The organism is Streptomyces diversicolor (assembly GCF_057537855.1).
This window is the reverse complement of sequence record NZ_BAAJXA010000015.1, coordinates 1-24,468: the sequence shown is the minus strand read 5'-3', so window position 1 is coordinate 24,468 and position 24,468 is coordinate 1. Positions and strand designations below refer to the sequence as shown.

Below are 24,468 nucleotides of genomic sequence, written 5' to 3'. Positions count from 1 at the left end.
GGAAAAAGCCGCTCAGCCGGGGAAAAATCCCAGGTCAGAGCGGCTTCCCAGAGCCCCCTGTCGGATTCGAACCGACGACCTTCGCTTTACAAGAGCGGCGCTCTGACCAGCTGAGCTAAGGAGGCGTGCGGATACCCGCCCGAGCAGTGTACCCACGTCCCCGGGACGCCTTGTCGAAAATTTCCGCGAAGTTCACAGTCCCCCAGGTACTGACAGATCAGGGAAACGCCAGGTACCGTCCTGACCCAGTTCACCCGCGTGGACTACACCATCCACCTTCCTACTCGGATCGTCCGGCACGTTCCTGCCGGTAGAAGGGGGCCTGCTCACCATGGCCACTGTCACGTTCGACAAAGCGACCCGGGTCTACCCGGGCTCCGAAAAGCCCGCCGTCGACTCGCTCGACATCGCGATCGAGGACGGCGAGTTCCTCGTCCTGGTCGGCCCGTCCGGCTGCGGCAAGTCCACCTCCCTGCGCATGCTCGCCGGCCTGGAGGACGTCAACGCCGGCGCCATCCGCATCGGGGAGCGCGACGTCACCCACCTGCCGCCGAAGGACCGGGACATCGCCATGGTGTTCCAGAACTACGCGCTCTACCCGCACATGACGGTCGCCGACAACATGGGCTTCGCGCTCAAGATCGCCGGCGTCAACAAGGCGGAGATCCGGCAGAAGGTCGAGGAGGCCGCGAAGATCCTCGACCTCACCGAGTACCTGGACCGCAAGCCGAAGGCGCTCTCCGGCGGTCAGCGCCAGCGTGTCGCCATGGGCCGCGCCATCGTCCGCGAGCCGCAGGTCTTCCTCATGGACGAGCCGCTGTCCAACCTGGACGCCAAGCTCCGCGTCTCCACCCGTACGCAGATCGCGTCCCTGCAGCGCCGCCTCGGCATCACCACCGTCTACGTCACCCACGACCAGATCGAGGCCATGACGATGGGCGACCGCGTGGCGGTCCTCAAGGACGGTCTGCTCCAGCAGGTCGCCTCGCCGCGCGACATGTACGACCGCCCGGCCAACCTGTTCGTCGCCGGCTTCATCGGCTCTCCGGCCATGAACCTGATCGAGGTGCCGATCACCGACGGCGGTGTGAAGTTCGGCAACAGCGTCGTCCCGGTCAACCGCGAGGCGCTGAAGGCCGCCACCGACAAGGGTGACAAGACGGTCACGGTCGGCGTGCGCCCCGAGCACTTCGACGTGGTCGAGCACAACGGCGGCGCCAGCGCGTCCCTGTCCAAGGACAGCGAGGACGCCCCGGCGGGCCTCGCGGTCTCGGTGAACGTCGTCGAGGAGACCGGCGCCGACGGCTACGTCTACGGCTCCGTCGAGGTCGGCGGCGCCCAGAAGGACCTGGTCGTCCGCGTCAACAGCCGTTCCGTCCCCGAGAAGGGCGCGAAGGTGCACGTCGTGCCGCGGCCGGGCGAGACCCACGTGTTCTCGACCTCCACGGGCGAGCGCCTCACCGACTGACCTCCGCCCGGCCTCCCCACGGAGCGGAACAATCCCGGGTAATTCACCCAGGTTGACGAATCAGGGCCCCGCAGGCTGCTGCGGGGCCCTTCTCGTTGTCGACAAATTCCCCGGCAAACGAGTGCATTTCGAGCAGTGTGCGTCAACTCCCCAACCAGGAAAGGGCACTTCCCTATCCCTCGAACCGGTGACCAAATGTCGCCAAATCATTACCGGGCGCTACCCTCACACGCGTGAAGCACTCCACCACCCAACAGACGCGGCGCGGTCGCCGGGGCCCCGCCCACCGGATCGGCCGCACCCTCGCCCTCGTCCTGCCCGTCGTCCTGGTGCTCTCCGGGACCCTCGCGGTCACCCGAGTCAACTGGTCGGGGAACCCGTCGGACTCGGTGCTCGCCGCCTCGGACGTCGCCTCGGTGAGCGGTTCCGTCCGGACCGTGCAGCGCGCGCCGCAGGACGTACTGCGCGACCAGCTGATGGCCGAACTGCAGGAGAAGAACCCGGGCACGGTCCTCACCCACCTCCAGCAGGCCGTCAACGGCCACCCGTCGCTGGCCAGGCACTGCACGTCCATCGCCCGCGCCCTCGGCCAGGCGGCCGTGCGCATCTACGGCGCCTCACGCGCGCAGTCGTACGCCCGCCCCGTCTGCGACACCTCGTTCGCCTCCGGCGTACTGGCCGCGCACGGCTAGCCGCACCGCCGCCGGGCAAGGGGCCGTCGAGAAGTGGGTAACGGCTGCCCAAGGAGCCGGTCGCGACGGACCCCCACGGGTGGGGCGCGACGTACAGTTCGGGCATGACCGATCCGAACGCCGCGTCGCGCCCCACCCAAGCCGTCGTCCTGGCCGGCGGCCAGGGCTCCCGGTTGCGCCCCTACACCGACGACCGGCCCAAGCCGATGGTCGAGATCCCCGGCACCGGCACCCCGATCATCGGCCACCAGCTGTCCTGGCTCGCCGAGGAGGGCGTCACGGACGTGGTGGTCTCCTGCGGGCACCTCGCCGAGGTGCTGGAGAAGTGGCTGGACACGGCCGACCTGCCGGTCCGCGTCAGCACCGTCGTGGAGACCGAGCCGCTGGGCCGCGGCGGCGGGCTGAAGTACGCGGCGGCCCACCTGCCCCACCCCGACCGGCCCTGGTACGCCACCAACGGCGACATCTGGACCCGTTTCTCGCTGCGCGAGATGGCGGACTTCCACACCGGGCGGGACGCCGTCGCGACCCTCGCGCTGGCCCGGCCGCGCATTCCGTGGGGCGCCGTCAAGACGGACGGCTTCGGCCACATCACGGACTTCATCGAGGCGCCGCCGTCGACCTTCGAGATCAACGCGGGTGTGTACGTGTTCTCGTCGGAGTTCGCCGCGATGCTGCCCGAGCGGGGCGACCATGAGCGCACCACGTTTCCGCGCCTGGCCCGCGAACGCCGCCTGGCCGGCTTCCCGATCCCCCACGGCGCCTACTGGCGCGCCATCGACACGGCGAAAGACCTCACAGAAGCAGCCAAGGAACTGACAACCCTGAACCCCTGAAGCCCCCACCGGCCGCCCCCTCCAACCCCCAGTCCCCCACACGGGTCCCGGGGAGGGGCCGCGCGCCCATCGCCCGTACGAATGAGACGCGCCCTGAGGGAAGCGAGCCGAGAGGCCCGGCACCGCGAAGGACGCGGCTCGGGAAAGGCCCGCGCGTCGAAGGGCCCGGGCAGGCCCGCGGCCAGGTTTCCCCGCCCGCCCGGAAGCCCCCGGCAACAAGCTTCGCCACGGCGTGTCCCGGCGCACCGGTTCCATCCGGCGCGGGCTCCCTCCCGCGCACGGCCACGGGCCCCTCGGGACGCCCCCCATCCACCACGAGATGCCCCCGGCGGGCGGCGCCCCGCCCCGCACGGAGTCCCCGAGCCCACAGCCACGGCCCCCTACCGCCGCGGGCGGCCTCGCCGCGGTGGGGGTTTCTCCGGGCCGGGGCTGTCTTCGGTGCGGGGTGGGCCCCCTGTGGGGGTGGGGTCAGCCGAGGAGACCGCCGACCAGGCGGCCCGGCTGGCCCGAGGTGGAGGAGCCGCCGTCGTCCGAGCCGCCCGTACCACCCGTTCCGCTGGGCGAACCACCCGAGCCCCCGGAGCCGCCCGTACCGCCCGTACCGCCCGAGCCGCCCGAGCCTCCGGTCTGCGTGCCGCCTGAGCTGGGGCCCGCGCTGGTGCTCGGGGCCTGCCCGGCCGGCGAGGTCCGCCGCGACGGGGCCTGGCCCACGGCGCCCTGGGTCTGGCTCGGCGCGCCGCCGGTGGCGGTGCCGGATGAGTGGGCCGCGCCCGGGGTCGTCGCCGCGCCGGACCCGGACGGGTCGGCGCCGGCCGCGGCGCCCCCGCTCGGCGCGTCGGAGGCCGACGGGCTGGTCGGGCGCCCGCTGCCGGACTCGTCGGGCAGCGGCGAGCCCGGCGCGTTGTTGCGCGGGGCCTCGCCGGGCCGGGGCACCACCACCCGGCTGGAGTCCCGCACGGCACCGCCGAGCAGCGACCCGATGAGCAGGGTGAGGCCCACGGTGACGGCGGTGACGAGGGCGCCCCGGCGCAGCACATAGCGGCGCAGCTCCCAGATGTCGGAGCGTGGCCCGAGGGTGCGCCAGGCCCGGCCGGCGAGCCGCCCGTCGACGGAGTAGACGGGCGCGCCGGCGATGATCAGCGGGGACCAGGCGGCGAGGTAGATGATGTCGGGCGCGTCGTAGGCGGGGACGGTCTTCCAGCTGACGGTGACGATCAGCGCGGCCGAGAGCCCGGCGCCGACCACCGCGGCGACCCGCTGCCAGCAGCCCAGGATCGTCAGGACGCCCACGACGACCTGGAGGAAGGCGATGACCAGCCCGGAGCCGACGGGGTGCTGGAGGGCGAACTGGCGCAGCGGCTCGGCGACGTCCCACGGGTGCAGGGTGTTGAGCCACTTCACCATCGAGCCGCGCTTGCCGCCGTCGAAGTAGACGGGGTCGCAGAGCTTGCCCATGCCGGCGTAGACGGAGATGAAGCCGAGGAAGATGCGCAGCGGGAGCAGGACGACGCCGAGGTTCATCCGGCGGCCGGGGTAGTAGGCGTGCCGGGCCGGGTCGTCGCCCTGCCGCTTGCCCGCGGGCTCGTCGTCCGTACCGGCGGGCTCGTCGAAGTCCTCGAACCGCTCGTCGGCGTAGCCGGGTTCGTCGTACGCGCTGCCGACGGTCCGCATGTGCGGCAGCAGCCTGGTCTCGCCGGCGCCGGGCGTGCGCTGGTGGCCGACCACGGGCGTCTCGACGGTCCGGTCGAGGTCGTCATAACCGCGGTAGCCGCCGTGGTCGCCGTAGCCACCGGGATCGCCGTAACCGCCGTACGTGCCGTAGTCGGTGTCGATCCGCGGGATGACCCGGGTGCCCGCGATGTCGAGGGACGGCTCGTCGGCGTGGCGGACGCTGCCGCCCCGCACCGCCTGGAGCAGCCGGTGGGCGCCGCTGTCGTCGGGGGCCGAGCGGCCGCTCCAGATGACCGGCCGGCGCCGCGCCACGGCCGGGCCCACGCCACCCGCGGCACCGCCGACGGGGACGCGCGCGGTGTCCTGGGCGGCGCTCGACTGCCCGCCGATGCGCGGGTATGGGCTACGCCGTGTCGAGGCACCCAGCTGCACGCGGAAGCTCGCGTGGTTGACGATGACCTGCGCCGGATCGCTCGGCACCTTCACCATGCTCAGCGCGGGAGCGTCGTCGAATCCCGACGAGCGGTCCCCCGTGGGTGTGCGGGGTGTTCTGGTGTCCACACTCATCTAACCGAGTGATGCGGAGTTAGGACACTGCCTGGACCCGGCGGATCTGTCCGGACCGCGTCAAGCATGTCCTGGACGCCGGAATTAACCCGTACGGGTGGACTGACGCATGCGCGTTCAGGCCCGTCGGCGTGCCGCCTCGTACAGCACGATGCCGGCCGCCACGCCCGCGTTCAGCGACTCGGCGCCGCCCGGCATGGGGATGCGGACCCTGAAGTCGCAGGTCTCGCCGACCAGTCGGGACAGCCCCTTGCCCTCGCTGCCGACGACGATCACGACCGGGCCGTCCAGGGCGTCCAGGGCGCCGAGTTCGGCCTCCCCGTCGGCGGCGAGACCGACGACGACCATCCCGGCCTTCTTGTACGCCTCCAGGGCACGGGTCAGATTGGTGGCGCGGGCGACGGGTGTACGCGCTGCCGTACCGGCGGACGTCTTCCAGGCGCCGGCGGTCATGCCGGCCGCACGGCGCTCGGGGACGACGACACCGTGCCCGCCGAAGGCGGAGACGGAGCGCACGACGGCACCGAGGTTGCGCGGGTCGGTCACCCCGTCGAGGGCCACGATCAGCGGGTCCTCACCCGCGTCGTGGGCGGCGCCGACCAGGTCCTCCGGGTGGGCGTACTCGTACGGCGGGACCTGAAGAACCAGCCCCTGGTGGTTGAGGCCGCCCGTCATCCGGTCCAGTTCGGGGCGCGGCGCCTCCATGAGGTTGATGCCGCCGCGCTCGGCGGCGAGTTGCAGGGCCTCACGGACCCGCTCGTCGCTGTCGATGAACTGCTGCACGTACAGGGTGGAGGCGGGCACGCCCTCGCGCAGCGCCTCGACGACCGGGTTGCGGCCGACGACCAGTTCGGACGACGACTTTCCGGCGCCCCGGCGCTGCGGCGGACGGCCCTGTGTGCGGCGGGTGCGCGCCGCGGCGGCGCGCTGCTTGGCGTGCCCCTTGCGCATCTCGGCGGGCGGGGTCGGTCCCTTGCCCTCCAGGCTCCGGCGCCGCTTGCCGCCGCTGCCGACCTGCGCGCCCTTCTTGCCGGACATGCGGCGGTTGTTCGCGGCCATGACCCACTACCTGTCTGTTGAAGCGTCGTACGTATGTCTGTGCGGTGTGCCGCCCGGACGGCCGGGCGGCACCGTTCACCGGGTTCCCGGCGGGCTCAGCGCGGGCCGAGGCTCCAGCGGGGACCCTGCGGGCTGTCCTCGATGACGAGGCCGGTCTGGTTGAGCTGGTCGCGGATGGCGTCCGCGGTGGCCCAGTCCTTGCGGGCGCGGGCGGACTCGCGCTGGTCCAGGACAAGCCGTACCAGGCTGTCGACCACGCCGTGCAGGTCCTCGCCGCGGTCGGCCTCGCCGGCCCAGTGCGCGTCCAGCGGGTCCAGGCCGAGGACGCCGAGCATGGCCCGCACCTCGGCGAGCCGGGCCACGGCGGCCTCCTTGTCGTCGGCGGCGAGGGCGGAGTTGCCCTGCCGGACGGTGGTGTGCACGACCGCGAGGGCCTGCGGGACGCCCAGGTCGTCGTCCATGGCCTCGGCGAAGGCGGGCGGGACCTCGGCCGCGGGCTCGACGACTCCCCCGGCCTTCTCCATCACGCGCTGCACGAAGCCCTCGATCCGCGCGAACGCCGACTCGGCCTCGCGCAGCGACTCCTCGCTGTACTCGATCATCGAGCGGTAGTGCGGGCTGCCGAGGTAGTAGCGCAGCACGATCGGCCGCCACTGCTTGACCATCTCGGAGACCAGCACCGAATTGCCCAGCGACTTGGACATCTTGTCGCCGGCCATGGTCACCCAGGCGTTGTGCACCCAGTAGCGGGCGAAGTCGTCGCCGTACGCCTTGGCCTGGGCGATCTCGTTCTCGTGGTGCGGGAAGATCAGGTCGAGGCCGCCGCCGTGGATGTCGAACGCGGCACCCAGGTACTTGTGCGCCATGGCGGAGCACTCCAGGTGCCAGCCGGGACGTCCGGGCCCCCACGGCGTGGACCAGGTGGGCTCGCCGGGCTTGGCGGCCTTCCACATGGCGAAGTCGCGCGGGTCCCGCTTGCCGGTCTCGCCGACGCCGGCGGGCTGCTGGAGGTTGTCCAGCTCCTGCCGGGACAGCTCCAGGTACCGCGGGAAGGACCGCACGTCGAAGTAGACGTTGCCGTCCGCCGCGTAGGCGTGGCCGCGCTCGATGAGCCCCTGCATCATCTCGACCATCTCCGGCACATGACCGGTGGCGCGCGGCTCGTACGTCGGCGGCAGGCAGCCCAGCGCCTGATAGCCGTCGTTGAACGCGCGCTCGTTCTCGTACCCGATCGACCACCACGGGCGGCCCTGTTCACCGGCCTTGGCGATGATCTTGTCATCGATGTCCGTGACGTTCCTGATGAAGGTCACGGCGTAGCCGCGGTACTCGAACCAGCGGCGCATGATGTCGAAGTTGAGGCCCGACCTGATGTGCCCGATGTGCGGTGCCGCCTGCACGGTGGCGCCACACAGGTAGATCGAGACACAACCCGGCGTGAGCGGGGTGAAGTCACGGATCTGCCGGGCGCTGGTGTCGTACAGGCGAATGGTCACCACTCCAGGGTAGTGGGCGCGGGGCAGTGCCTCGCGACCCTTGCGCCCAAGGGCCACGCATTCGTGACATCGCGCGCGCCACCACGGCCGGCCGGCGGCGGCACGCTCGGCCCTCGGGCCCGGCGGCGAGCCGAGCGCCCGGGCCGGCCACGGCGCCGACGGTCCCGGGCTCCGTGCCGCCCGGACCCGGCCGCCCGCACTCCGGCCGGTCGCCGAGTGGGGCGCAGGGCGCCTCGCTCGATGACGTCGGGCAGCCGGTCCGGCCTCTCCTTGCGCTGGTGCGGGGTCCGCCCCAGGTCGGACACGCGTCCATGTGCTCCGGGCGCCGACTCGCCGCCCGGCCGCGCCCGCCGGACCACGGCGGCCCGTGCCGAACCGGACCACGGCGGCTCGTGCGGGACCGGACCACGGCGGCCCGTGCCGAACCGGACGCGCGCGGGTCACACGGAGCCGGCGACCCTGCGGGGGGTGATCCGGACCACGACCCGCTCGGCGTCCTGGGCCGACGCGGGGTTGAACTCGGCGTACTTCTTGCCCGTGTACTTCAGGCTGAGTTCGTCGATGAGTTCCTGACCGCCCTCGGTGGTCAGTTCGGCGACGCCGCGGATCTCGGCGTACTCGTAGGGCGAGTCGGGGTCCTGCACGACGACGCTCACCCGGGGGTCGCGGTCGAGGTTGAGCTTCTTGCGGCGGTCGGCCGTCGTGGAGATCAGGAGCTGGTCGCCGTCCCGCTTCACCCACACAGGGGACAGCTGCGGGCTGCCGTCGGGCTGGAGCGTGCCGAGCACGATGAAGACGGGGGTGTCGAGCAGGGCCTTGAGCCGGTCGGACAGGGCGGCGGACATGCGGGGTACCTCCTGGTCTGCGGTGACGATGCGGTCACTTAGCGGGTACCCTCGCACGCCGTCAGTCCACCCGCACGACGAGTGCCGTGGCGATCGCCATCAGCCCCTCGTCCCGGCCCGGGAAGCCCAGGCCGTCGGTCGTGGCGCCGGACACGGAGACGGGGGCGCCGGCCGCCGCCGAGAGGATCTTCTGGGCCTCGTCACGGCGCTTGCCGATCTTCGGGCGGACCCCGACGACCTGCACCGCGACGTTGCCGATGCGGAAGCCGGCGGCACGCACGATGCGGGCCGCCTCCGTGAGCAACGTGATGCCGGACGCGCCGGACCACTCAGGGCGCCCGGTGCCGAAGTGCTGCCCGAGGTCACCGAGGCCGGCGGCGGAGAACAGCGCGTTGCACGCGGCGTGCGCGACGACGTCCGCGTCGGAGTGGCCCGCGAGGCCGGGGCCCTCGCCCTCCCACTTCAGGCCGGCGCACCACAGTTCGCGGCCCTCCTCGAAGGCGTGGATGTCGGTGCCGATGCCGACCTGGGGCAGCACCGGCCCCCGATCGGCGACGCCGGAAGCGTCAAAGGCGCCGGAGGCACCGGCGGTTCCGGATGCGTCAGAAGCCATCGTTGAGCCTCCTGCGGGCGAGGACCGCCTCGGCGAGGACCAGGTCCAGGGGGCGGGTGACCTTGAACGCCTCCTCGTGGCCCGGCACGACCACGACCCGCTCGCCGAGCCGTTCGACCATGCCGGCGTCGTCGGTCACGTCGTCGGTGACCGTCTCATGGGCCCGCACCAGCGTCTGCCGGTCAAAGCCCTGCGGCGTCTGCACCGCGCGCAGCCTGGCCCGCGGGGGCGTCGCCACCACCGGCTCGGGCACGCCCGGCCGCGCGGCGGGCTCGACCTCCTTGACGGTGTCGGCGAGGGCCAGCGCGGGCACGACGGCGTGCGCCCCGTCCCGGACCGCCTCGATCACCGCATCCACCGTGTCCACGGGCACCAGCGGGCGGGCCGCGTCGTGCACGAGGACGATGCCGTACTCCGGCGGCAGCGCGTCGAGGCCGAGCCGCACGGACTCCTGGCGCGAGTCCCCGCCGGGCACGACCAGGAAGTCCGTCCTGCCCCAGCTACCACTGGGGGTGTCCCCGGGCAGCGCGTGCGCGTCGAGCAGCGATTTGACCTCGGCGGCGCCTTCCGGCGGGGCCACGACGACCACGAGGGAGACGGCGCGGGACGCGGCGAGCGCGCGCGTCGCGTGGATGAGCATGGGGGTACCGCCCAGCGCGCGGAGCGCCTTGGGAGCGCCCGGACCGAGGCGTACGCCCCGGCCGGCGGCCGGAATCACGGCGGCGACGAGGGACGGCGCGGGGGAAGGGCGCGAAACGTCAGACATCGGTTCCTGTCAGGTTTGTGTGCTCGGCCTTGGTGGGTATGGCCTGGAGAGTGCCGGGCGCGACGGCTTGACCGGACCCTTCCGTGACCCCGGTCGAGCCTGCTGCCCGGGCCCGGCACATCGAGTATCCGGGGGTTCCCCCGGTGCACGGGGGCTTCTCCCCGAGGCGTACGACCTTCAGGACACGCGTATCCGGGACGTCGGATGCCTGCGGGGACGGACATGCCGCAGCGCCCGGCGACAGGAGATCGTCATCGGGCACCGCGGCATTTCACTGTGCTGAGCAGAGCGGGCGTAGCCTGCCTCGTGTCAGGACGCGAGCACCTCGTCGAGCAGGGCCTCGGCCTTGTCCTCGTTGGTGTTCTCCGCGAGGGCGAGTTCGCTCACCAGGATCTGGCGGGCCTTGGCGAGCATGCGCTTCTCACCGGCGGAGAGTCCACGCTCGCGCTCACGACGCCACAGGTCACGCACGACTTCCGCGACCTTGATGACATCGCCGGAGGCGAGCTTCTCCAGATTTGCCTTGTATCGACGCGACCAGTTCGTGGGCTCCTCGGCGTACGGCGCGCGCAGCACCTCGAAGACCCGGTCCAGCCCGTCCTGACCGACCACATCACGCACGCCGACGAACTCCGCATTGTCCGCTGGCACACGCACCGTCAGGTCACCCTGGGCGACCTTCAGCACCAAGTAGGTCTTGTCCACGCCTTTGATCTGACGAGTTTCGATGGCCTCGATCAGCGCGGCCCCATGATGGGGATAGACCACGGTGTCGCCAACCTTGAACGTCATGTGACAGGTACCCCTTCCGTGGCTATCCAGGGTAACACGGATACGGCGTCTTCTGAATGGCGTTTTCGCAGGTCAGGGCATATCTCGGGGCTTGACAACTGCGACAGGAACGTGCTTCGCGGGGTCACCGGAAGCAGGTATTCGCAGGTCGGAGCACTTCTTCGGCCGACGAGAAACGCCCGCGTTACACACCTCTGGAGGCACCTCCAACTGGACGAACGTCCCTATTTGTCCGGTTCCAGGCGTGCGACTTCCGCTACTCCGTTCGGCGGCCCGAGCCGGGTACGAGACGAATCCGGAATTGATCACAGCCGTCCGGACGAGCGGTACGTGATCAATATCCGAAGCGTCCCTGCATTCCTTCACGGAAATCTTGCGCCACCTGTTATGTGAATGCCGGACGAGCGCGGAGCCAATCGGAGTCAAAGTGACTCGGGAGTCACTTGTGCGGCGTGGGACTGCCCTCCGCGTAGTACCCCCGCGGGACCCTGCACACCCCCACGGGGGCCCCTGCACATCCCCGCGTACCCCTGCGGGAGGGACGCGGGGCGCTTGGGGAGGGTCGGGTGCGGGCGCGCGGGAACGGCTCGGTAGCCTGAGCGCGCCGACAGATACTTAGGGCGGCTTTATCAGGGAGCCGCCCCTGCGTTCAAGGAGTTGCCGCCGCCGTGAGCAGCAGCCTTCGACGCGGCGCCCTCGCCGCCTCCGCCATCGTGTTCTCGATCGCCTCGCTCGCCGCATGCGGCGCCGGAAACAACGCCCAGACCCTGGAGATCAAGCCGGACAACGCGGCCACGAAGGTCGGTGATCTCAAGGTGCAGAACGCGATCGTCGTGACCCAGCCCGAGCTGCAGTCCACGGGACCCGCGGTGATCGCCGCGACCATCTTCAACGACGGCAGCACCGACGAGACGCTGCAGTCGATCGTCGTCGCCGGCACCAACAAGTCGGCCCAGCTCTCCCCCGCCAAGGGCAAGTCGCTCACCATCCCGCCCGGCGGCTCGCTGATCCTCGGCGGCAAGAACAACGCCTCCGCCGTGCTGCCCAGCAGTCGCGAGGCGGTCCAGGACGGCAACGCCCAGAAGATCACCTTCACCTTCAGCAAGACCGGTGATGTGAGCCTGCGCGCCTTCGTGGTGCCCGCCGAGAGCTTCTTCAGCTCCTGGGGTCCGAGCGAGATCCCGTCGGCCACCGCCTCGGCCCCGGCGGCCCCGGGCGCCGCCGCGAGCAACAGCGCCAAGCCGTCGCACAGCGGCACCTCCGCGGACCCGTCGGCCTCCGCGGGCGACGCGGCGGCGGGCGACGCCTCCGCGAGCGACCCGGCCTCCGCCTCCGCCTCCGGCACGCCGGCCGGTCACTGAGCGATCGGCCCGGCCACCGGACCGACCTCGACACCGTCGCCGTACGGCGAGGCAACACCGCCGTACGGCCGGACGACACCGCTGTTCCGGCAGGGTTGACAGCGCCGTACGGCAGGGACGACGCCGCCGTACGGCAAGGGACGACAGCGCCGTACGGCAAAGGGCGGCGCTCTTCGGGCGCCGCCCTTCACCGTGTGCGCTGAGGTTTACGGCTCGAACTTGTAGCCGAGGCCGCGGACCGTCACCAGGTAGCGCGGCGCGCCCGGGTCGGGCTCGATCTTGGCGCGCAGGCGCTTGACATGGACGTCCAGGGTCTTGGTGTCGCCGACGTAGTCGGCGCCCCAGACGCGGTCGATGAGCTGCATCCGGGTCAGCACCCGCCCGGCGTTGCGCAGCAGCATCTCCAGCAGGTCGAACTCCTTGAGCGGCAGGTCGACCTTGGAGCCGGAGACGGTGACCACGTGCCGGTCGACGTCCATCCGGACCGGGCCGGCCTCCAGGGCCGCCGGAGCGACCTCCTCCGGCTCGCCGCGGCGGCGCAGCACGGCCCGGATACGGGCCACCAGCTCGCGCGAGGAGAACGGCTTGGTGACATAGTCGTCGGCTCCTATTTCCAGGCCGACGACCTTGTCGATCTCACTGTCCTTGGCGGTGACCATGATCACCGGGACGTTGGAGCGGCCGCGCAGCTGGCGGCAGACCTCCGTGCCGGGCAGGCCCGGCAGCATCAGGTCGAGGAGGACGAGGTCGGCGCCGTTGCGCTCGAACTCGTCGAGTCCGTCGGGCCCGGTGGCCGCCACGGCGACCTCGAAGCCCTCCTTGCGGAGCATGTACGACAGGGCGTCGGAGAAGGACTCCTCGTCCTCGACGACGAGCACTCGGGTCACGGAAGGACCTCCGGGGCGGAAAGCGTTTCGTACGCGGTCGGGTCGTGGGTTGGTGACTGCCCGTCCTCTTCGTCGAGGTCGGGGTGCTGCTGAGCGCGGTCGCGGGCCGCACCCGCCTCCGGCAGCCGCAGGGTGAACGTGGAGCCCTGGCCTTCGGCGCTCCACACCGTGACCTCCCCGCCGTGCGAGGCGACCACGTGCTTGACGATCGCGAGACCCAGACCGGTGCCTCCGGTGGCCCGGGAGCGGGCCGGGTCGACGCGGTAGAAGCGCTCGAAGATGCGCTCCTTGTCCTTGTCCGAGATGCCGATGCCCTGGTCGGTCACCGCGAGTTCGATCATGTCGCCGCCCGACCCGCTGATCCGGCGGGCGGCGATGCCGACGCGGGTGCGGGCCGGTGAGTAGTTGACGGCGTTCTCGACAAGGTTGCCGAGGGCGGCGGCGAGCTGGCCGCGGTTCCCCCAGACATGCAGGTCGGCGGTGCCGCCCGCGGCCATGGTGATCTGCTTGGTGCCGGCCTGGTGGCGGCAGCGGTCGATGGCCTCGGCGACCAGTTCGTCGACCCGGACGGGCTCGGCGTCCTCCAGCGGGTCGTCGTTCTGCACCCGGGACAGGTCGATCAACTCCTGGACCAGGTTGGTCAGCCGGGTCGCCTCGATCTGCATGCGGCCGGCGAAGCGCTGCACGGCCTCCGGGTCGTCGGAGGCGTCCATGACGGCCTCCGACAGCAGGGACAGCGCCCCGACCGGGGTCTTCAGCTCATGGCTGACATTCGCGACGAAGTCGCGGCGCACCGCTTCGATGCGGCGGGCCTCGGTGAGGTCCTCGACCAGGAGCAGCACCAGTCTTGAGCCGAGCGGCGCCACCCGCGCGGACACCGCCAGCGCCTCGCCCCGGCCGGTCCCGCGCCGGGGAAGATCCAGCTCGACCTGCCTTATCTCGCCGTCGCGCCGGGTGTCCCGCGCCATCTGGAGCATGGGCTCCACGGCCAGCTTGCCGCCGCGCACCAGCCCGAGGGCGTACGCGGCCGAGCTGGCCTTGACGACGGCGTCGGCCTCATCGAGCACGACGGCGGAGGAGCGGAGCACGGACAGCACGGTGTCCACACCCGGCGGAAGCACCGGGTCCGTATGCAGGGAGGTCCGTGTCGGGCGCTTCTGCTCCCGCTCGCTCCAGCGGAACGCCAGCATGGCGATGACGCCGGTGAGCACCCCGGCGATCGCTGCCGCTGCGGCGACCGCCGCGTTCACGTCCATGCATCCAGGTTAGGCATGGGGTACGACATGCCCACAGCCGTCGGGGTGCGACCTCGAACACTCGTCGCCCAGAGTTCACCTTGGAGCCAGTATTGGTTCATTTGGGGTGGCAGAAACGGACGCGTACGAGCCGGACCGTGGGAGCGTGGGGTCCGCACCGCCTGGTTTCACCACGGGCCCCGGCCCCGGAAACCCCACCGAAGGACACGTACGAGAGGGAACCCTGATGCGGGACGCGTACCACGAGGAACTGGACTCGATCGGCGACGGACTGGTGGAGATGGCCCGGCTGGTCGGATCGGCCATCGGGCGCGCCACGACGGCGATCCTCGACTCCGACCTCAAACTGGCCGAGAGCGTGATCGAAGCCGACCAGAAGGTCGACGAACTCCAGCACGACCTTGAGGCACGGGCGATAGCCCTGCTGGCCCGGCAGCAGCCGGTGGCCACCGATCTGCGGATCGTCGTCACGTCCCTGCGCATGTCGGCCGACCTGGAGCGGTCCGGCGACCTGGCGCAGCACGTGGCGAAGCTGGCCCGGCTGCGCTTCCCGGAGCGCGCGGTCCCGCACGACCTGCACGCCACCATCCTGGAGATGGGCCAGCTCGCGCAGCGGCTGATGGCGAAGGCCGCCGAGGTCATCATCACCAAGGACGTCGACCTGGCGCTCCAGCTGGAGCAGGACGACGACGAGATGGACCTGCTGCACCGCACCCTGTTCCAGCACCTGATGGACGACCGCTGGAAGCACGGCATCGAGACCGCCGTGGACGTCACCCTGCTCGGCCGCTACTACGAGCGGTACGCCGACCACGCGGTGGCCGTCGCCAAGCGCGTGGTGTACCTGGTGACGGGCGAGCACGCGGACGAACTGCAGCCGGACATCCAGCCGGTTACGGGGGTCGAAGGGGCGTAGCCCTCCGGGGGTCGGACGGGGAACGAACGGCCCCGGCCGCATACAGCCGACCGGGCCGGAACCGGACTCTGACTGTTCGAGACCGCTCCCTGGCTCATGGACCGGGTTCCTGGCTCGTTGACCGGGTTCGTACCGGCTCGTTGACCGCCAGGTTCCTCCTGGCTCGTAGACCGGGTTCGTCCTCGCTCGTTGACCGGGTTCGGATGACCGGTCCAGGGCCGGGCCCGGCTTCTTCAGCTGGGAGCGGGCGGTCGGGTCGGGGGCGGTTCTGGCTCGGGTGGTGGAAGCGCGGGGGTCGGACGTGTGCGCTCCGGATGTGCGGGCGCCTCCGTGCGCCGTTGATGCGCCCGAGGGAACGGGCATGGAATGGGCAAAAGGCACCAGGCGCCAGCCTCTAGGCCTCCAGGAGGGACCCATGGCCGAATCCCCCAGCACCATGCCCGACCCCACGCGGGAGCGCGAGACCGAACAGCCCACCGAGATCAGGAACCTCCCGCTCATCGGCGCGTGCGGCTGCGGCTCGGGCTGCGGCTGTGGGTGCCAGTCGGGCAACCCCTGCCAGTGCGGCTGACGACGACCATCGCAGCACAAGGGCCCGGGTGACTCACGTCGCCCGGGCCTTCGGCGCACACCGCCCGGCTGTGCCGGTGGCTCACAGCCGCGAGGCGGTCCCGCACCCGGCGTCGCCGGCCTCCCGCATCCGCGCGTCCATCGACGCACTCCGGTCGCACGGGGCACTTCGGGCCCGTCTCCCGCGCCGCCGCGGTCCGCACCGGACCGCGGGGTGAGGTGACCGGTGAAGGTGCCGCAGCCGCCGTTGGTGGTGTCCACCCTGTAGGAGACGAGGGAGAACGTCCCCGGCTCGACGACCACCTTCGCCGGATCGTCCCAGCTCACCACGGGCTCACGGCGCACGATGGTCCGCGTGACCTCGTCGCCGTCCCCCGCCGCGGATGCGACCGGACAGACGTACGTGACGTCGGTGGACACCTCGACCGCGCCGCGCTCACCTCCCGGTACGCGATCCGGCCCCGGGTCTTGACCACGTGCCCGACGAGCCGTACCCGCGCCGTGTCGAACCGGCTGAACAGCAGCAGGGGGTCGTTCTCGCGACTGGGCGTGCGAAACGCGGTCGCCAAGTAGTCCTGCACGTCCTGCTGATGCGGGTTGATCAGGGCGGCCGCCCTGCCCGGCCGCTCCGCGCAGTACGGCGGGACTCAGGCTGGACGCGGCAAGGAAGTCCCTGGTCCTGTCGAGTGCCTGCGCGACCTGCGTCTCGCTCATCCAGCCGGTCGCCCGGGCCTCGGGCAGACCGATCCCGGCCGCCCCGTCCCTCCACCGCGCGGCGGGCGACCCTTGAACGGCCGTTCCAGAGTGGGAAGTTGCGCCGCTTCGGTCAGCGGCGGCTGGTCCGGACGCGCCGACTCCACGGCGAGCGGCCCGTCTTCGCCGCCGTCACCGCCCCCGAACCAGCCGGTCAGCCGGCCAGGTGCCGGCGCCACGGCCAGCAGACCGGCCACGTACCAGCCCTTGCGCCCGCGCGGCCGGGCCGTTCCGTGACCGCGCCACGGCTCCGGCGGGCCGGTCTCCTCCCGCAGCCGTCGCGCCACCATCCGGGCCCGCGACGGCTCCTCCGGCACGCCCGGCGCCCCGGCCTCGGCTTACCGCAGGAAGCGCTCCCACTCCTCGTCCGATTGGGACCCTTCGCCTCCACCCACGAAGCGTTCCCCGCCCCTCACTCATCTCCCCGGCCCCTCCCCAGGACCACGGACCACCTACCGCCCCGCGTCATCACACGGCCCCACCCGGCCGCTGTCGGCTTGCCTGGTGGAGTGAGACCGGGCAGAAAACGCGATTTTCAAGTGTGTTGGTGGTAGCCAGTGCTGAGAGTGCGGGTCATGACCGGGCTCCCTAGTGTGGATCGTGCGAGGGTTCCTGCGAGTGCCCAGGAGAAGCCGATGGCGGATGAGCAGCTGGAGCAGTTGGCGACGGAGGCGTGGCTGTACGGGTACCCGCTGATGACGGCGGCCGTGTCCAAGGACGTCATGACAGCGGTCGCGACCCGTGACGATGATCGGCGCAAGGCTCCGGTCAACCAATTCAGCTACATGCGCCGCACCCCGGATGCCTCATTCACCGAGGTCGTCTCCCCGAATGCCGACACGCTTTACTCCAGCGCATGGCTGGACCTCGCCGAAGAGCCACTGGTGCTCAGCCTTCCCGACTTCGGGGACAGGTTCTGGATGGTGCCGATCCTCAACGCCTGGTCCGATGTCTTCGCTGTCCCCGGCAAGCGCCGGCACGGCCCGAAGGCCGGCCCGTTCCTGCTGGCCGGGCCTTCCTGGTCCGGAAAGGCCCCGGAGGGCGTGACGGTGCTGCGATCGCCCACGGCCGTGAACTGGATCATCGCCCGGTATGCCACCAGTGGTCCATCGGACTACCCCGCCGTTCACCGCCTTCAGGACCGCACCCGGCTCATTCCTCTGTCACAGTGGACCGGGAATCCCGACGACTACACTCCGCCGAGTGACGTCCCTGTCGCGGTCCAAGTCGACACCACCACCGCGCCCGTCGACCAGGTCGACCATCTCAGCGGCCGGGAGTATTTCGCGCTCCTGAACCAGCTCATGGTCGAGAACCCGCCCTACCCCGCTGACGCCGCGTTCCTGGACCGCCTGACCCGGCTCGGCATCCCGCCCGGCGCGGCTCTCGACAGTCCACCGGAGGAAGTGCTGGCCGCACTGAACGCCGCGGCTGCCCGCGGCCCCAAGGTGTTGCACGATCTCATGGCCCAGGCCGAGTCCCCCGGAAATCAGGTCAACGGATGGACAATTCATCGGGGCCTCGGCGACTACGGGACTGACTATGCCAAGCGCGCAATCGTCACCTGGGTCGGCTATGGCGCCAACCTTGACATCGACGCTCTCTATCCGCACGCCACCACCGACGCGAGCGGAGAGCCCCTTGACGGCGCCAACCGCTATGTCCTGCACTTCGATGCGGGCCAGACTCCGCCTGCCCGCGGGTTCTGGTCCCTGACGATGATGAACGATCGCCAGTTGTTCGTCGACAACCCCCTGGACCGCTACGCAATCGGCGACCGCAGCGGTATGCGCACCAATTCCGACGGTTCCCTGGACATCTACGTCCAGCACGACCACCCCGGACCCGACCGCGAAAGCAACTGGCTTCCAGCACCCGAGGGCAGCTTCAACCTCTTCCTACGCCTTTACTGGCCCGAGGAGCCCGCCATCACCGGAGCCTGGGCGCCGCCACCCGTGCAACGAACCAGCTGAACCGTGATCCCGGACACGCCCAAGGGCCCGTCCCCGAACACCGGCAGCCGCGCCCGGGGCCACCTGGCCAACGAACGCACGTACCTTGCCTGGCTGCGCACCGGCATCAGCATGGCCGCTCTCGGAGTAGCCGTCGCCAAATTCGCCCCCCACCGAGGGATCCACGCCATCGCCTCCGGAGGCATCCTCCTCCTCGCCGGGGTGCTCATCAGCGGATACGGCACCTACCGGTACCGAGCCGTCGGACAACAACTCGAAGCCGGCCTCTACGCCCCCGCACGATTCGCCCTCATCACGGCAGCCACGCTGATCACCTTGCTCGCACTCCTCGCCATCATCGTCCTCATCTGACAGCCCCACCCCTTGCCCCCAACCCACCGCCACCAAAAAGCCCCCGCCCACGAACAACTCACAGACCCGGGGCTCAGAAGGTGGACCCTTACTTCTTCTTGCCCTGAGTCTTGCCGGGGATCTTGGGGAGCTGGGTTTTTGCTGGTCTGAGCGGCATACGGCTGCCGTCCGGCGGTCGACGTTCGTCGCTGTTGGCTGCTGTCGAGCGGCCTCGGACGGCCCAGGGACGGCCCAGTATTGCCGCGTGCGGGCTGCCCTCGACCGATGGCGGCTCCCTCGATGTGACCCGTCTGAGCCTCAGCCGACGACACTCAGCAACGACGGTGGGTTCGCCGACCGATCAGGCGCGCGTGTGCCTCGCTGTACCCCCCACCGGTCTCAGCCACGCTGCCGGTGCCGTCGACCAGAGCACGCCGCGACGGCCGACCCGTGGCCATGGCGCCGGGGCCCTCAGGTCGTCTGGGGTCAATCAGCTCATTTACCTGCAGCAAAGGGCTCTACCTGCCCTGGTGGTTCCGTGGCCCTTCCCCGTTGGTCCCCGCAGGATCTGGCACGGGCATGGCACGAAACCTTCGTCCCGCAACACCGGGCACGGGGCCCTGGACGCGGGACTGAGTCGAATGTCTGAATCTCTGCTGCTGCCCTCGCCCCGGAACGGCGGTGCGAAAAAGGATCACTCATCCTGACGAAACAGCTGATGGGCTGCCAGACATGCTGCTAGCGTCACGATCGTCACAGGGGTCTTCAAATGCCCCGCCAGCATCAACGCACAGGACGATCGTGAAGATCAAGCGCGTACGCATCGAGAACTTCTGCTGTCTGCACAAGGTGGACGTGTCCTTTGAAGACATCACCTCCTTCATCGGACCGACGGGAGTCGGCAAGTCCACCGTGCTGCGTGCGCTCGACTGGTTCTTCAACGGCGAAAAGGGCGTCTCCCTCAGCGACGACGACGTCCACTCGGCTGCGGAGGACAGCCGTATCTCCGTCGAGGTGGAGTTCGACGGGCTCACCGATCATGATCGCCAGACCCTCGGGCGATACGCACCCGACGGCGCCGCCAGCGTGAGCATCTGGCGGACTTGGCAGAACGGTGAGGACAAGATCACAGGCAAGGCGCTCGCATACGGTCCGTTTGAGGAGGTGCGCAAGAACGAGAAGGCCATGGAACTGCGCCGTGCTTATGACCAGTTGAAGGACAGCGATCCGAGCCTGGGCCTGCCGTCCGCCGGCACCAAAGAGAAGGTCCTGGAGGCGATGCGCACCTGGGAGTTGGCCAACCGCGACCGCCTCACCGAGGCCGAGATCGAGGACACGCACTTCTTCGGCTTTGCCGGGCAAAGCAGGCTCGCCCAGCTGATCGACTTCGTGTTCGTCTCCGCTGACCTGCGGGCGTACGAGGAGGCCGACGACCAGAAGGCGACGGCACTCGGCCGGATCCTCGATCACGCCGTGGACCGCTCGCAGGCAAATGAGCAACTCGGTGAGATCGAGGAGACCGCTCATCTAGCCCGGCAGGAGGTGCACAGCAAGGTGTATGGCCCCGTGCTGGACGAGGTGTCGGCCGCGCTTTCCGCGGAGGTCGCCAAGTTCACCACCGGACGTGAGGTTGTCGTGACTCCCACGGTGCAGGCGCCGAGGCCGGCCCGAACCACCTTCCAGGTGAGCATCCGGGACGGTGCCGCTCATACCTCCGTGCACCGGCAAGGGCACGGCTTCCAGCGCGCTCTGATCATTGCGGCGCTGAAGTACCTGGCCGACCGCAGGCGTCCGGCCGACGGAATGCGGACGCTGTGTCTGGCCATCGAGGAGCCCGAGTTGTTCCAGCACCCGCCGCAGGCGCGGACTTTCGCGAAGGTACTCCGCGAGTTGGTCGCCACCTCACCGCAGGGGCGTACCCAAGTCACGTACGCCACCCACAACCCGGTCTTCATTGATCCGAAGGGTTACCACCAGATTCGCCGCCTTTGTCGCGCCGCTGGTGAGGGCCACCCCCTCACCGAGGTATGGCAGGCCACGGAGGAGGACCTGTGCAGGGCCCTCGACGGGCTCGTCGACAAGAAGGTGATCAGAAGCAGGACCGAGGGAACGCTGGGAGGTGCGCTGGCAGAGGGGTTCTTCGCCCATGCCGTAGTGCTGGTCGAGGGACGCGGGGATGAGGGAGTGATCACCGGCTGCGCGGACCGGTCGGAAATTAATCTGGGTGCGGAGGGCATCAGCGTCATCGAGGTCAACGGCAAGGACAACCTCATGATCTCCGACGCGCTCTTCAGCGCCTTGGGTGTGCCTTGCTATGTCGTGTTCGATGGCGACGCCGGCATGGAGGAGCGCAAGCGGGAGTCGGTGCGCCACCTCATCCCGCAGCAGCGTCAGGAGAAGGAGCAGGAGTTCGAGCGCCAGGCACGGAAGAATCGGACCAAGAACGCAAATCTTCTGCAGTACCTGGGTACGGCGCCGAATCCTCAGCCCGCCGACGACTCGACAGGTCGCTACACCGTTTTCGAGGACACCCTGGAGACTTACCTGGACCAGCACTGGCCGACTTGGGAGGAGCGCAGGCAGGAGCTCATCCGCGCCGGCGAGGGCGTGGCCGGGAAGAACGCGGCGACGTACCTGGAGACCACCCGGACAGTTGCGGCGGGGCCCCCTTACCTGCTGCACGCCTTGCTGGAGAATGTTCGATCCCTGGCTCGGCGGCGGTAGTCGGGGTCGCTTCGTAGTCGCTGTCCCGTCTGGCCAACTGCCTCGGGAACGGACGTCGGTCTGTTGGCTGAGGAGGGCGAAGATCGTGGCCGATGTAGCCGGGGCTACAGGCAGGATGGCACTCTTCCTCCGTCCGGCTCGCCTGACCGCTAGTATTTGCGCTAACTCGCCGACTTGAGGAGTGGAGTGCATGAATAGCGTGTTCTCATTCGCCGATTTCCTAGAAGTGCTGCCTGAGGGTAATTTTATCGGGCAGGGTTCTACCGCTTTTCGAATTTCGAGCCCTCAAGCTACTTTCGTTCCTCCGAATTTGGAAATATTGGATACAAGTGACGCTCCCCTAATTACACTTATCTCTGCGAGGGGTGCGACAGGTAAGTCCTGTTTGGCTAAGCAGGTTTCGGCACTGAAGCAGGTTCCCTTGTGGTTGCTGAATGAGGATATGGCTGTCAGTGGCGACGCGCTTCGAGCTCGCTTGCGTGACTACACGGGAAGATCCGATGGCCTCGATTTGCTGACCGACACCCCGGGATCGTTTATTCTGATCGATGCGCTCGATGAGGCGCGAATGAGGGTCTCGGGAGCTTCATGGTATGAGTACGTTCTGACGCTTTTTGCAGCGTCAGAGAAAAACCACTCGCTAGTCCTTTTTGGTCGCGAGCGAGTGCTGGAAGATATTTGGGCTAACTTCCCCGGGAGTAGTGTCAACTGGTACGAGATTTCTCATTTTGATTCGGATCAGCGCACAAAGTACATCGATCTCTATGTAGGGGAGGCGCAGCCCAAGGACAGTGAGACCTATATTGATGCTAGAGATACGGTTATCAAAGCTCTTTCTGGAGCTGTAGAAGGAAGTCAGGCGGACTCCTTCATCGGCTACGCTCCAGTCCTCTATGCTGTCGCCCTCCTCCTCAAAAAGGGTAATCTACTAAAGATTCGGAACTCGTTCCTGCCCGAGGTGGGCAGTGACCGGAGAATCCGGGTACTGGGTGAGATTATCGAACAGCTCCTGAAGCGCGAACAGGAGAAGACTCAGAAACTGGCTCAGCAGCTTGGGGTGGCGTCGAGCAAGATGTATACACCTACCGAGCAAATTGACTGGCTCGCCCACTATCTCTTGAATGCCGACGCTCCCGAACTCTCGTGGTGCCCAGACCCATTGAAGGGGGAATACAAGAACAAAATTCGCGAATTCATTGACGATCACCCATTCCGCACCGAAAATCGATGGGCTAATCCTGTCTTCTCTGCGTACATTGCAGCAGAGCGGTTTGGTCGGATCGAAGTTCGAGAAAAGCTGCAAGAGGTGGGTCTTTCTACGGGACTCCTCTTCGAGTTCATTTCTGCAAAAGAAGACGACGTTGTGGTAGACGAGTGGCAGTTCGCTGCACTTCATGCGTCGCTTATGGCATCCGAGCGTCATGACGTAGAGGTTTCGGTTAGCGTGTCAGGTGGTGAACCTACTGCTGGAAATGAGCCTGCTAGCGACGTTCTGCAGTTGCAAGGGGAACTTATCCTGTGGGAGAGCTCTGGTAGTCGTAACAGTGTCCGCGTTGACGTGTTGCTCGACCAGGAGGGGGTTGTAGATCTAAAGGGTCCTTTGGCTTCGCTTTCCCTGACTTTCCCTGGGGTAGTGACGGTTAGACCCCGCTCTGGCTCTGCGAACTTTGGCCCCGACTGCTTCATTCGATGCTCAGATCTTCGCGTTTCAGCGGATAGTGTTCAAATCTCCCTCCGCCCTAACGGAACGGTCGATAACCACCAAGATGGCGGCGCCAGCGTTACTTTTGAACTCACGGGTAATCTGTTGTGCGAAGCTCAACTGGCGGGTGACCCTCCTACGGAGAGTTTTGAGATTCTGGTCCCGGAAGGCCGTCGAATCGGATACCCATGGTTTCCTTATCAGAAATCCATGGAGCTTCCGAGTGTTGAGCCGAACGAGCGCGCAACTCGCTTCATCAAAATGATGATGAATTTGCTGCGAAACCATGGCCATAAAGGCACTCCTGCGGTCTTCGATAAAAAATTGGAGGGGCGGCAGTCCATCAAGGGAGACGAATTTAGGCGCGTCATCTCAGTCCTGCAAAAGCAAGGTGTTGTTTCACTCGATGGGCCGATGATTCACCTTACGAACCAGTGGATGCCTAACCGATTTTCGGGCAAGAAGAGGGAGGGCGTCCAGACCTTTGAGGACAAGCGTGAGGTATGGATGCCGATTATCGAGGCTATTGCAGGGGTAATGCGTCGGTAAGCGGCGCCACAGGTCGGCGTAGCGGCTTTGGGGTGGCGCTGCTTTGGCGCGAGTGATCATGGCCCCGTAAGCTTGCGGCGCGTCGGGCAGTCTGTGGACCTGCCCGGTAAAGCACGACGTTGGGGCCATGATCTTCGAGGCTTGCGCCAAAGTGGCTCCGTAAAGCCGTGGAGCCGATCGCCCCAGCCACGACGTATCCCTTCTCTGGCATCAGGCGACTGATTGCCATGAGCGCGGCACGGGCGCCGGCCGGGCTGGAGCGGGACGGAGGCAGGAGCGCAGGCCCGGCCGGGGGCCGGGCCGCGCGCGGGGAGCGGAGCGAGCCGCCTTGAACCGGTAGAGAAAGTTGTAACTCACTGGTCGGTAGCGGTACTGCTGTCTGGTCCTGAGCTTCGTTCCTTGGCGATACGGCGGCCGTGTTCGGCAGCTCGTAGCAAGGCGTGAGCGACGCGCTCGGCGTCATCCGGCCGCAGGTAGATCTCATCGGTCCACAGCACTGACAGCCGTACGGTGCCGTTCAGCAGGTTGGTTGCCACGTCGACCTCGACGCCGTTCCCGGTAACATCGGTGACGCTCAAGTCCTGGTCGCTGCTGTAGGCACTCATGTAGGCGAGCATGCCTGAGGCCCGGCCCCACGAGTGA

General features: G+C 68.7%; 20 protein-coding genes, 1 tRNA gene and 1 pseudogene. 10 read left to right on the top strand and 12 right to left on the bottom strand.

The window, feature by feature from the left end; all coding sequences use genetic code 11:
* Positions 1-51: 51 nt before the first annotated feature.
* Positions 52-125, bottom strand: a tRNA-Thr gene (locus AC27LF_RS19105).
* A 206-nt stretch (positions 126-331) separates the two neighbouring features.
* Between AC27LF_RS19105 and AC27LF_RS19100 the strand changes: the two genes are divergently transcribed.
* From AC27LF_RS19100 to AC27LF_RS19090, 3 genes are all read left to right on the top strand, one after another.
* Complete coding sequence (locus AC27LF_RS19100) at positions 332-1,468, top strand: ABC transporter ATP-binding protein (protein ID WP_479657529.1); 1,137 nt, start codon at positions 332-334, stop codon at positions 1,466-1,468.
* 233 nt (positions 1,469-1,701) lie between these two features.
* Complete coding sequence (locus tag AC27LF_RS19095) at positions 1,702-2,160, top strand: hypothetical protein (RefSeq protein ID WP_479657530.1); 459 nt, start codon at positions 1,702-1,704, stop codon at positions 2,158-2,160.
* Positions 2,161-2,264: 104 nt separating this feature from the next.
* The gene (locus tag AC27LF_RS19090; protein ID WP_479657531.1) at positions 2,265-2,996 is read left to right on the top strand and encodes a nucleotidyltransferase family protein; all 732 of its coding nucleotides are present in this window, start codon (positions 2,265-2,267) and stop codon (positions 2,994-2,996) included.
* Between the two features lie 468 nt (positions 2,997-3,464).
* Here the strand turns inward: AC27LF_RS19090 and AC27LF_RS19085 are convergent, their stop codons facing one another.
* From AC27LF_RS19085 to AC27LF_RS19055, 7 genes are all read right to left on the bottom strand, one after another.
* Positions 3,465-5,234 (bottom strand): DoxX family protein, encoded by a 1,770-nt coding sequence (locus tag AC27LF_RS19085; protein WP_479657532.1) that lies wholly within the window; start codon positions 5,232-5,234, stop codon positions 3,465-3,467.
* Between the two features lie 117 nt (positions 5,235-5,351).
* Positions 5,352-6,293: a 23S rRNA (guanosine(2251)-2'-O)-methyltransferase RlmB gene (rlmB, locus tag AC27LF_RS19080; protein ID WP_479657533.1), complete on the bottom strand. Its 942-nt coding sequence runs from the start codon at positions 6,291-6,293 to the stop codon at positions 5,352-5,354.
* A 95-nt stretch (positions 6,294-6,388) separates the two neighbouring features.
* On the bottom strand, positions 6,389-7,789 hold the full coding sequence (gene cysS / locus AC27LF_RS19075) for a cysteine--tRNA ligase (protein WP_479657534.1): 1,401 nt from the start codon (positions 7,787-7,789) through the stop codon (positions 6,389-6,391).
* A gap of 440 nt (positions 7,790-8,229) precedes the next feature.
* A complete protein-coding gene (locus AC27LF_RS19070) occupies positions 8,230-8,634 on the bottom strand; it encodes a PPOX class F420-dependent oxidoreductase (protein WP_479657535.1) in 405 nt (134 codons plus the stop codon).
* Between the two features lie 61 nt (positions 8,635-8,695).
* On the bottom strand, positions 8,696-9,247 hold the full coding sequence (gene ispF, locus AC27LF_RS19065; protein WP_479657536.1) for a 2-C-methyl-D-erythritol 2,4-cyclodiphosphate synthase: 552 nt from the start codon (positions 9,245-9,247) through the stop codon (positions 8,696-8,698).
* The gene (ispD, locus tag AC27LF_RS19060; protein WP_479657537.1) at positions 9,237-10,013 is read right to left on the bottom strand and encodes a 2-C-methyl-D-erythritol 4-phosphate cytidylyltransferase; all 777 of its coding nucleotides are present in this window, start codon (positions 10,011-10,013) and stop codon (positions 9,237-9,239) included. Before ispD ends, ispF begins: the two co-directional genes overlap by 11 nt.
* Positions 10,014-10,322: 309 nt before the next feature.
* On the bottom strand, positions 10,323-10,805 hold the full coding sequence (locus AC27LF_RS19055; RefSeq protein WP_003953493.1) for a CarD family transcriptional regulator: 483 nt from the start codon (positions 10,803-10,805) through the stop codon (positions 10,323-10,325).
* A 668-nt stretch (positions 10,806-11,473) separates the two neighbouring features.
* Between AC27LF_RS19055 and AC27LF_RS19050 the strand changes: the two genes are divergently transcribed.
* Entirely contained in the window at positions 11,474-12,166 is a 693-nt protein-coding gene (locus AC27LF_RS19050) for a DUF461 domain-containing protein (protein WP_479657538.1), read from the top strand.
* Positions 12,167-12,372: 206 nt separating this feature from the next.
* Here the strand turns inward: AC27LF_RS19050 and phoP are convergent, their stop codons facing one another.
* Both phoP and phoR read right to left on the bottom strand, forming a co-directional pair.
* Positions 12,373-13,044 carry a two-component system response regulator PhoP gene (gene phoP, locus AC27LF_RS19045; protein ID WP_467163958.1) on the bottom strand — a complete coding sequence of 224 codons (672 nt, stop codon included), beginning with the start codon at positions 13,042-13,044 and terminating at the stop codon, positions 12,373-12,375.
* Positions 13,045-13,049: 5 nt separating this feature from the next.
* A complete protein-coding gene (gene phoR, locus AC27LF_RS19040; RefSeq protein WP_479657539.1) occupies positions 13,050-14,309 on the bottom strand; it encodes a two-component system sensor histidine kinase PhoR in 1,260 nt (419 codons plus the stop codon).
* A 226-nt stretch (positions 14,310-14,535) separates the two neighbouring features.
* On the opposite strand from phoR, the gene phoU reads away from it, so the two are divergent.
* Together phoU and AC27LF_RS19030 are read left to right on the top strand one after the other, a co-directional pair.
* Positions 14,536-15,225 (top strand): phosphate signaling complex protein PhoU, encoded by a 690-nt coding sequence (gene phoU / locus AC27LF_RS19035; protein ID WP_479657540.1) that lies wholly within the window; start codon positions 14,536-14,538, stop codon positions 15,223-15,225.
* A gap of 415 nt (positions 15,226-15,640) precedes the next feature.
* Positions 15,641-15,796: a hypothetical protein gene (locus AC27LF_RS19030; RefSeq protein WP_479657541.1), complete on the top strand. Its 156-nt coding sequence runs from the start codon at positions 15,641-15,643 to the stop codon at positions 15,794-15,796.
* An 81-nt stretch (positions 15,797-15,877) separates the two neighbouring features.
* Here the strand turns inward: AC27LF_RS19030 and AC27LF_RS19025 are convergent.
* Positions 15,878-16,838, bottom strand: a pseudogene (locus tag AC27LF_RS19025) (hypothetical protein).
* A 345-nt stretch (positions 16,839-17,183) separates the two neighbouring features.
* Between AC27LF_RS19025 and AC27LF_RS19020 the strand changes: the two are divergent.
* The 4 genes from AC27LF_RS19020 (at position 17,184) to AC27LF_RS19005 (ending at position 23,826) form a co-directional block, all read left to right on the top strand.
* A complete protein-coding gene (locus AC27LF_RS19020; protein ID WP_479657542.1) occupies positions 17,184-18,521 on the top strand; it encodes a DUF1254 domain-containing protein in 1,338 nt (445 codons plus the stop codon).
* Between the two features lie 3 nt (positions 18,522-18,524).
* Complete coding sequence (locus AC27LF_RS19015; RefSeq protein ID WP_479657543.1) at positions 18,525-18,872, top strand: YidH family protein; 348 nt, start codon at positions 18,525-18,527, stop codon at positions 18,870-18,872.
* Positions 18,873-19,652: 780 nt separating this feature from the next.
* Positions 19,653-21,575 (top strand): AAA family ATPase, encoded by a 1,923-nt coding sequence (locus AC27LF_RS19010; protein WP_479657544.1) that lies wholly within the window; start codon positions 19,653-19,655, stop codon positions 21,573-21,575.
* A 190-nt stretch (positions 21,576-21,765) separates the two neighbouring features.
* Complete coding sequence (locus AC27LF_RS19005; protein ID WP_479657545.1) at positions 21,766-23,826, top strand: hypothetical protein; 2,061 nt, start codon at positions 21,766-21,768, stop codon at positions 23,824-23,826.
* Positions 23,827-24,179: 353 nt separating this feature from the next.
* On the opposite strand, the gene AC27LF_RS19000 is transcribed toward AC27LF_RS19005, so the two are convergent.
* A partial coding sequence (locus tag AC27LF_RS19000; protein WP_479657546.1) for a hypothetical protein occupies positions 24,180-24,468 on the bottom strand: 289 nt, incomplete at its 5' end.

Coding starts and splice junctions, on each gene's coding strand:
- AC27LF_RS19030 (WP_479657541.1), top strand. CDS start 15,641: ATGGCCGAATCCCCCAGCACCATGCCCGACCCCACGCGGGAGCGCGAG.
- phoR (WP_479657539.1), bottom strand. CDS start 14,309: ATGGACGTGAACGCGGCGGTCGCCGCAGCGGCAGCGATCGCCGGGGTG.
- AC27LF_RS19055 (WP_003953493.1), bottom strand. CDS start 10,805: ATGACGTTCAAGGTTGGCGACACCGTGGTCTATCCCCATCATGGGGCC.
- rlmB (WP_479657533.1), bottom strand. CDS start 6,293: ATGGCCGCGAACAACCGCCGCATGTCCGGCAAGAAGGGCGCGCAGGTC.
- AC27LF_RS19090 (WP_479657531.1), top strand. CDS start 2,265: ATGACCGATCCGAACGCCGCGTCGCGCCCCACCCAAGCCGTCGTCCTG.
- AC27LF_RS19020 (WP_479657542.1), top strand. CDS start 17,184: ATGGCGGATGAGCAGCTGGAGCAGTTGGCGACGGAGGCGTGGCTGTAC.
- AC27LF_RS19070 (WP_479657535.1), bottom strand. CDS start 8,634: ATGTCCGCCGCCCTGTCCGACCGGCTCAAGGCCCTGCTCGACACCCCC.
- AC27LF_RS19100 (WP_479657529.1), top strand. CDS start 332: ATGGCCACTGTCACGTTCGACAAAGCGACCCGGGTCTACCCGGGCTCC.
- ispD (WP_479657537.1), bottom strand. CDS start 10,013: ATGTCTGACGTTTCGCGCCCTTCCCCCGCGCCGTCCCTCGTCGCCGCC.
- AC27LF_RS19005 (WP_479657545.1), top strand. CDS start 21,766: ATGAATAGCGTGTTCTCATTCGCCGATTTCCTAGAAGTGCTGCCTGAG.
- AC27LF_RS19085 (WP_479657532.1), bottom strand. CDS start 5,234: ATGAGTGTGGACACCAGAACACCCCGCACACCCACGGGGGACCGCTCG.
- phoU (WP_479657540.1), top strand. CDS start 14,536: ATGCGGGACGCGTACCACGAGGAACTGGACTCGATCGGCGACGGACTG.
- ispF (WP_479657536.1), bottom strand. CDS start 9,247: ATGGCTTCTGACGCATCCGGAACCGCCGGTGCCTCCGGCGCCTTTGAC.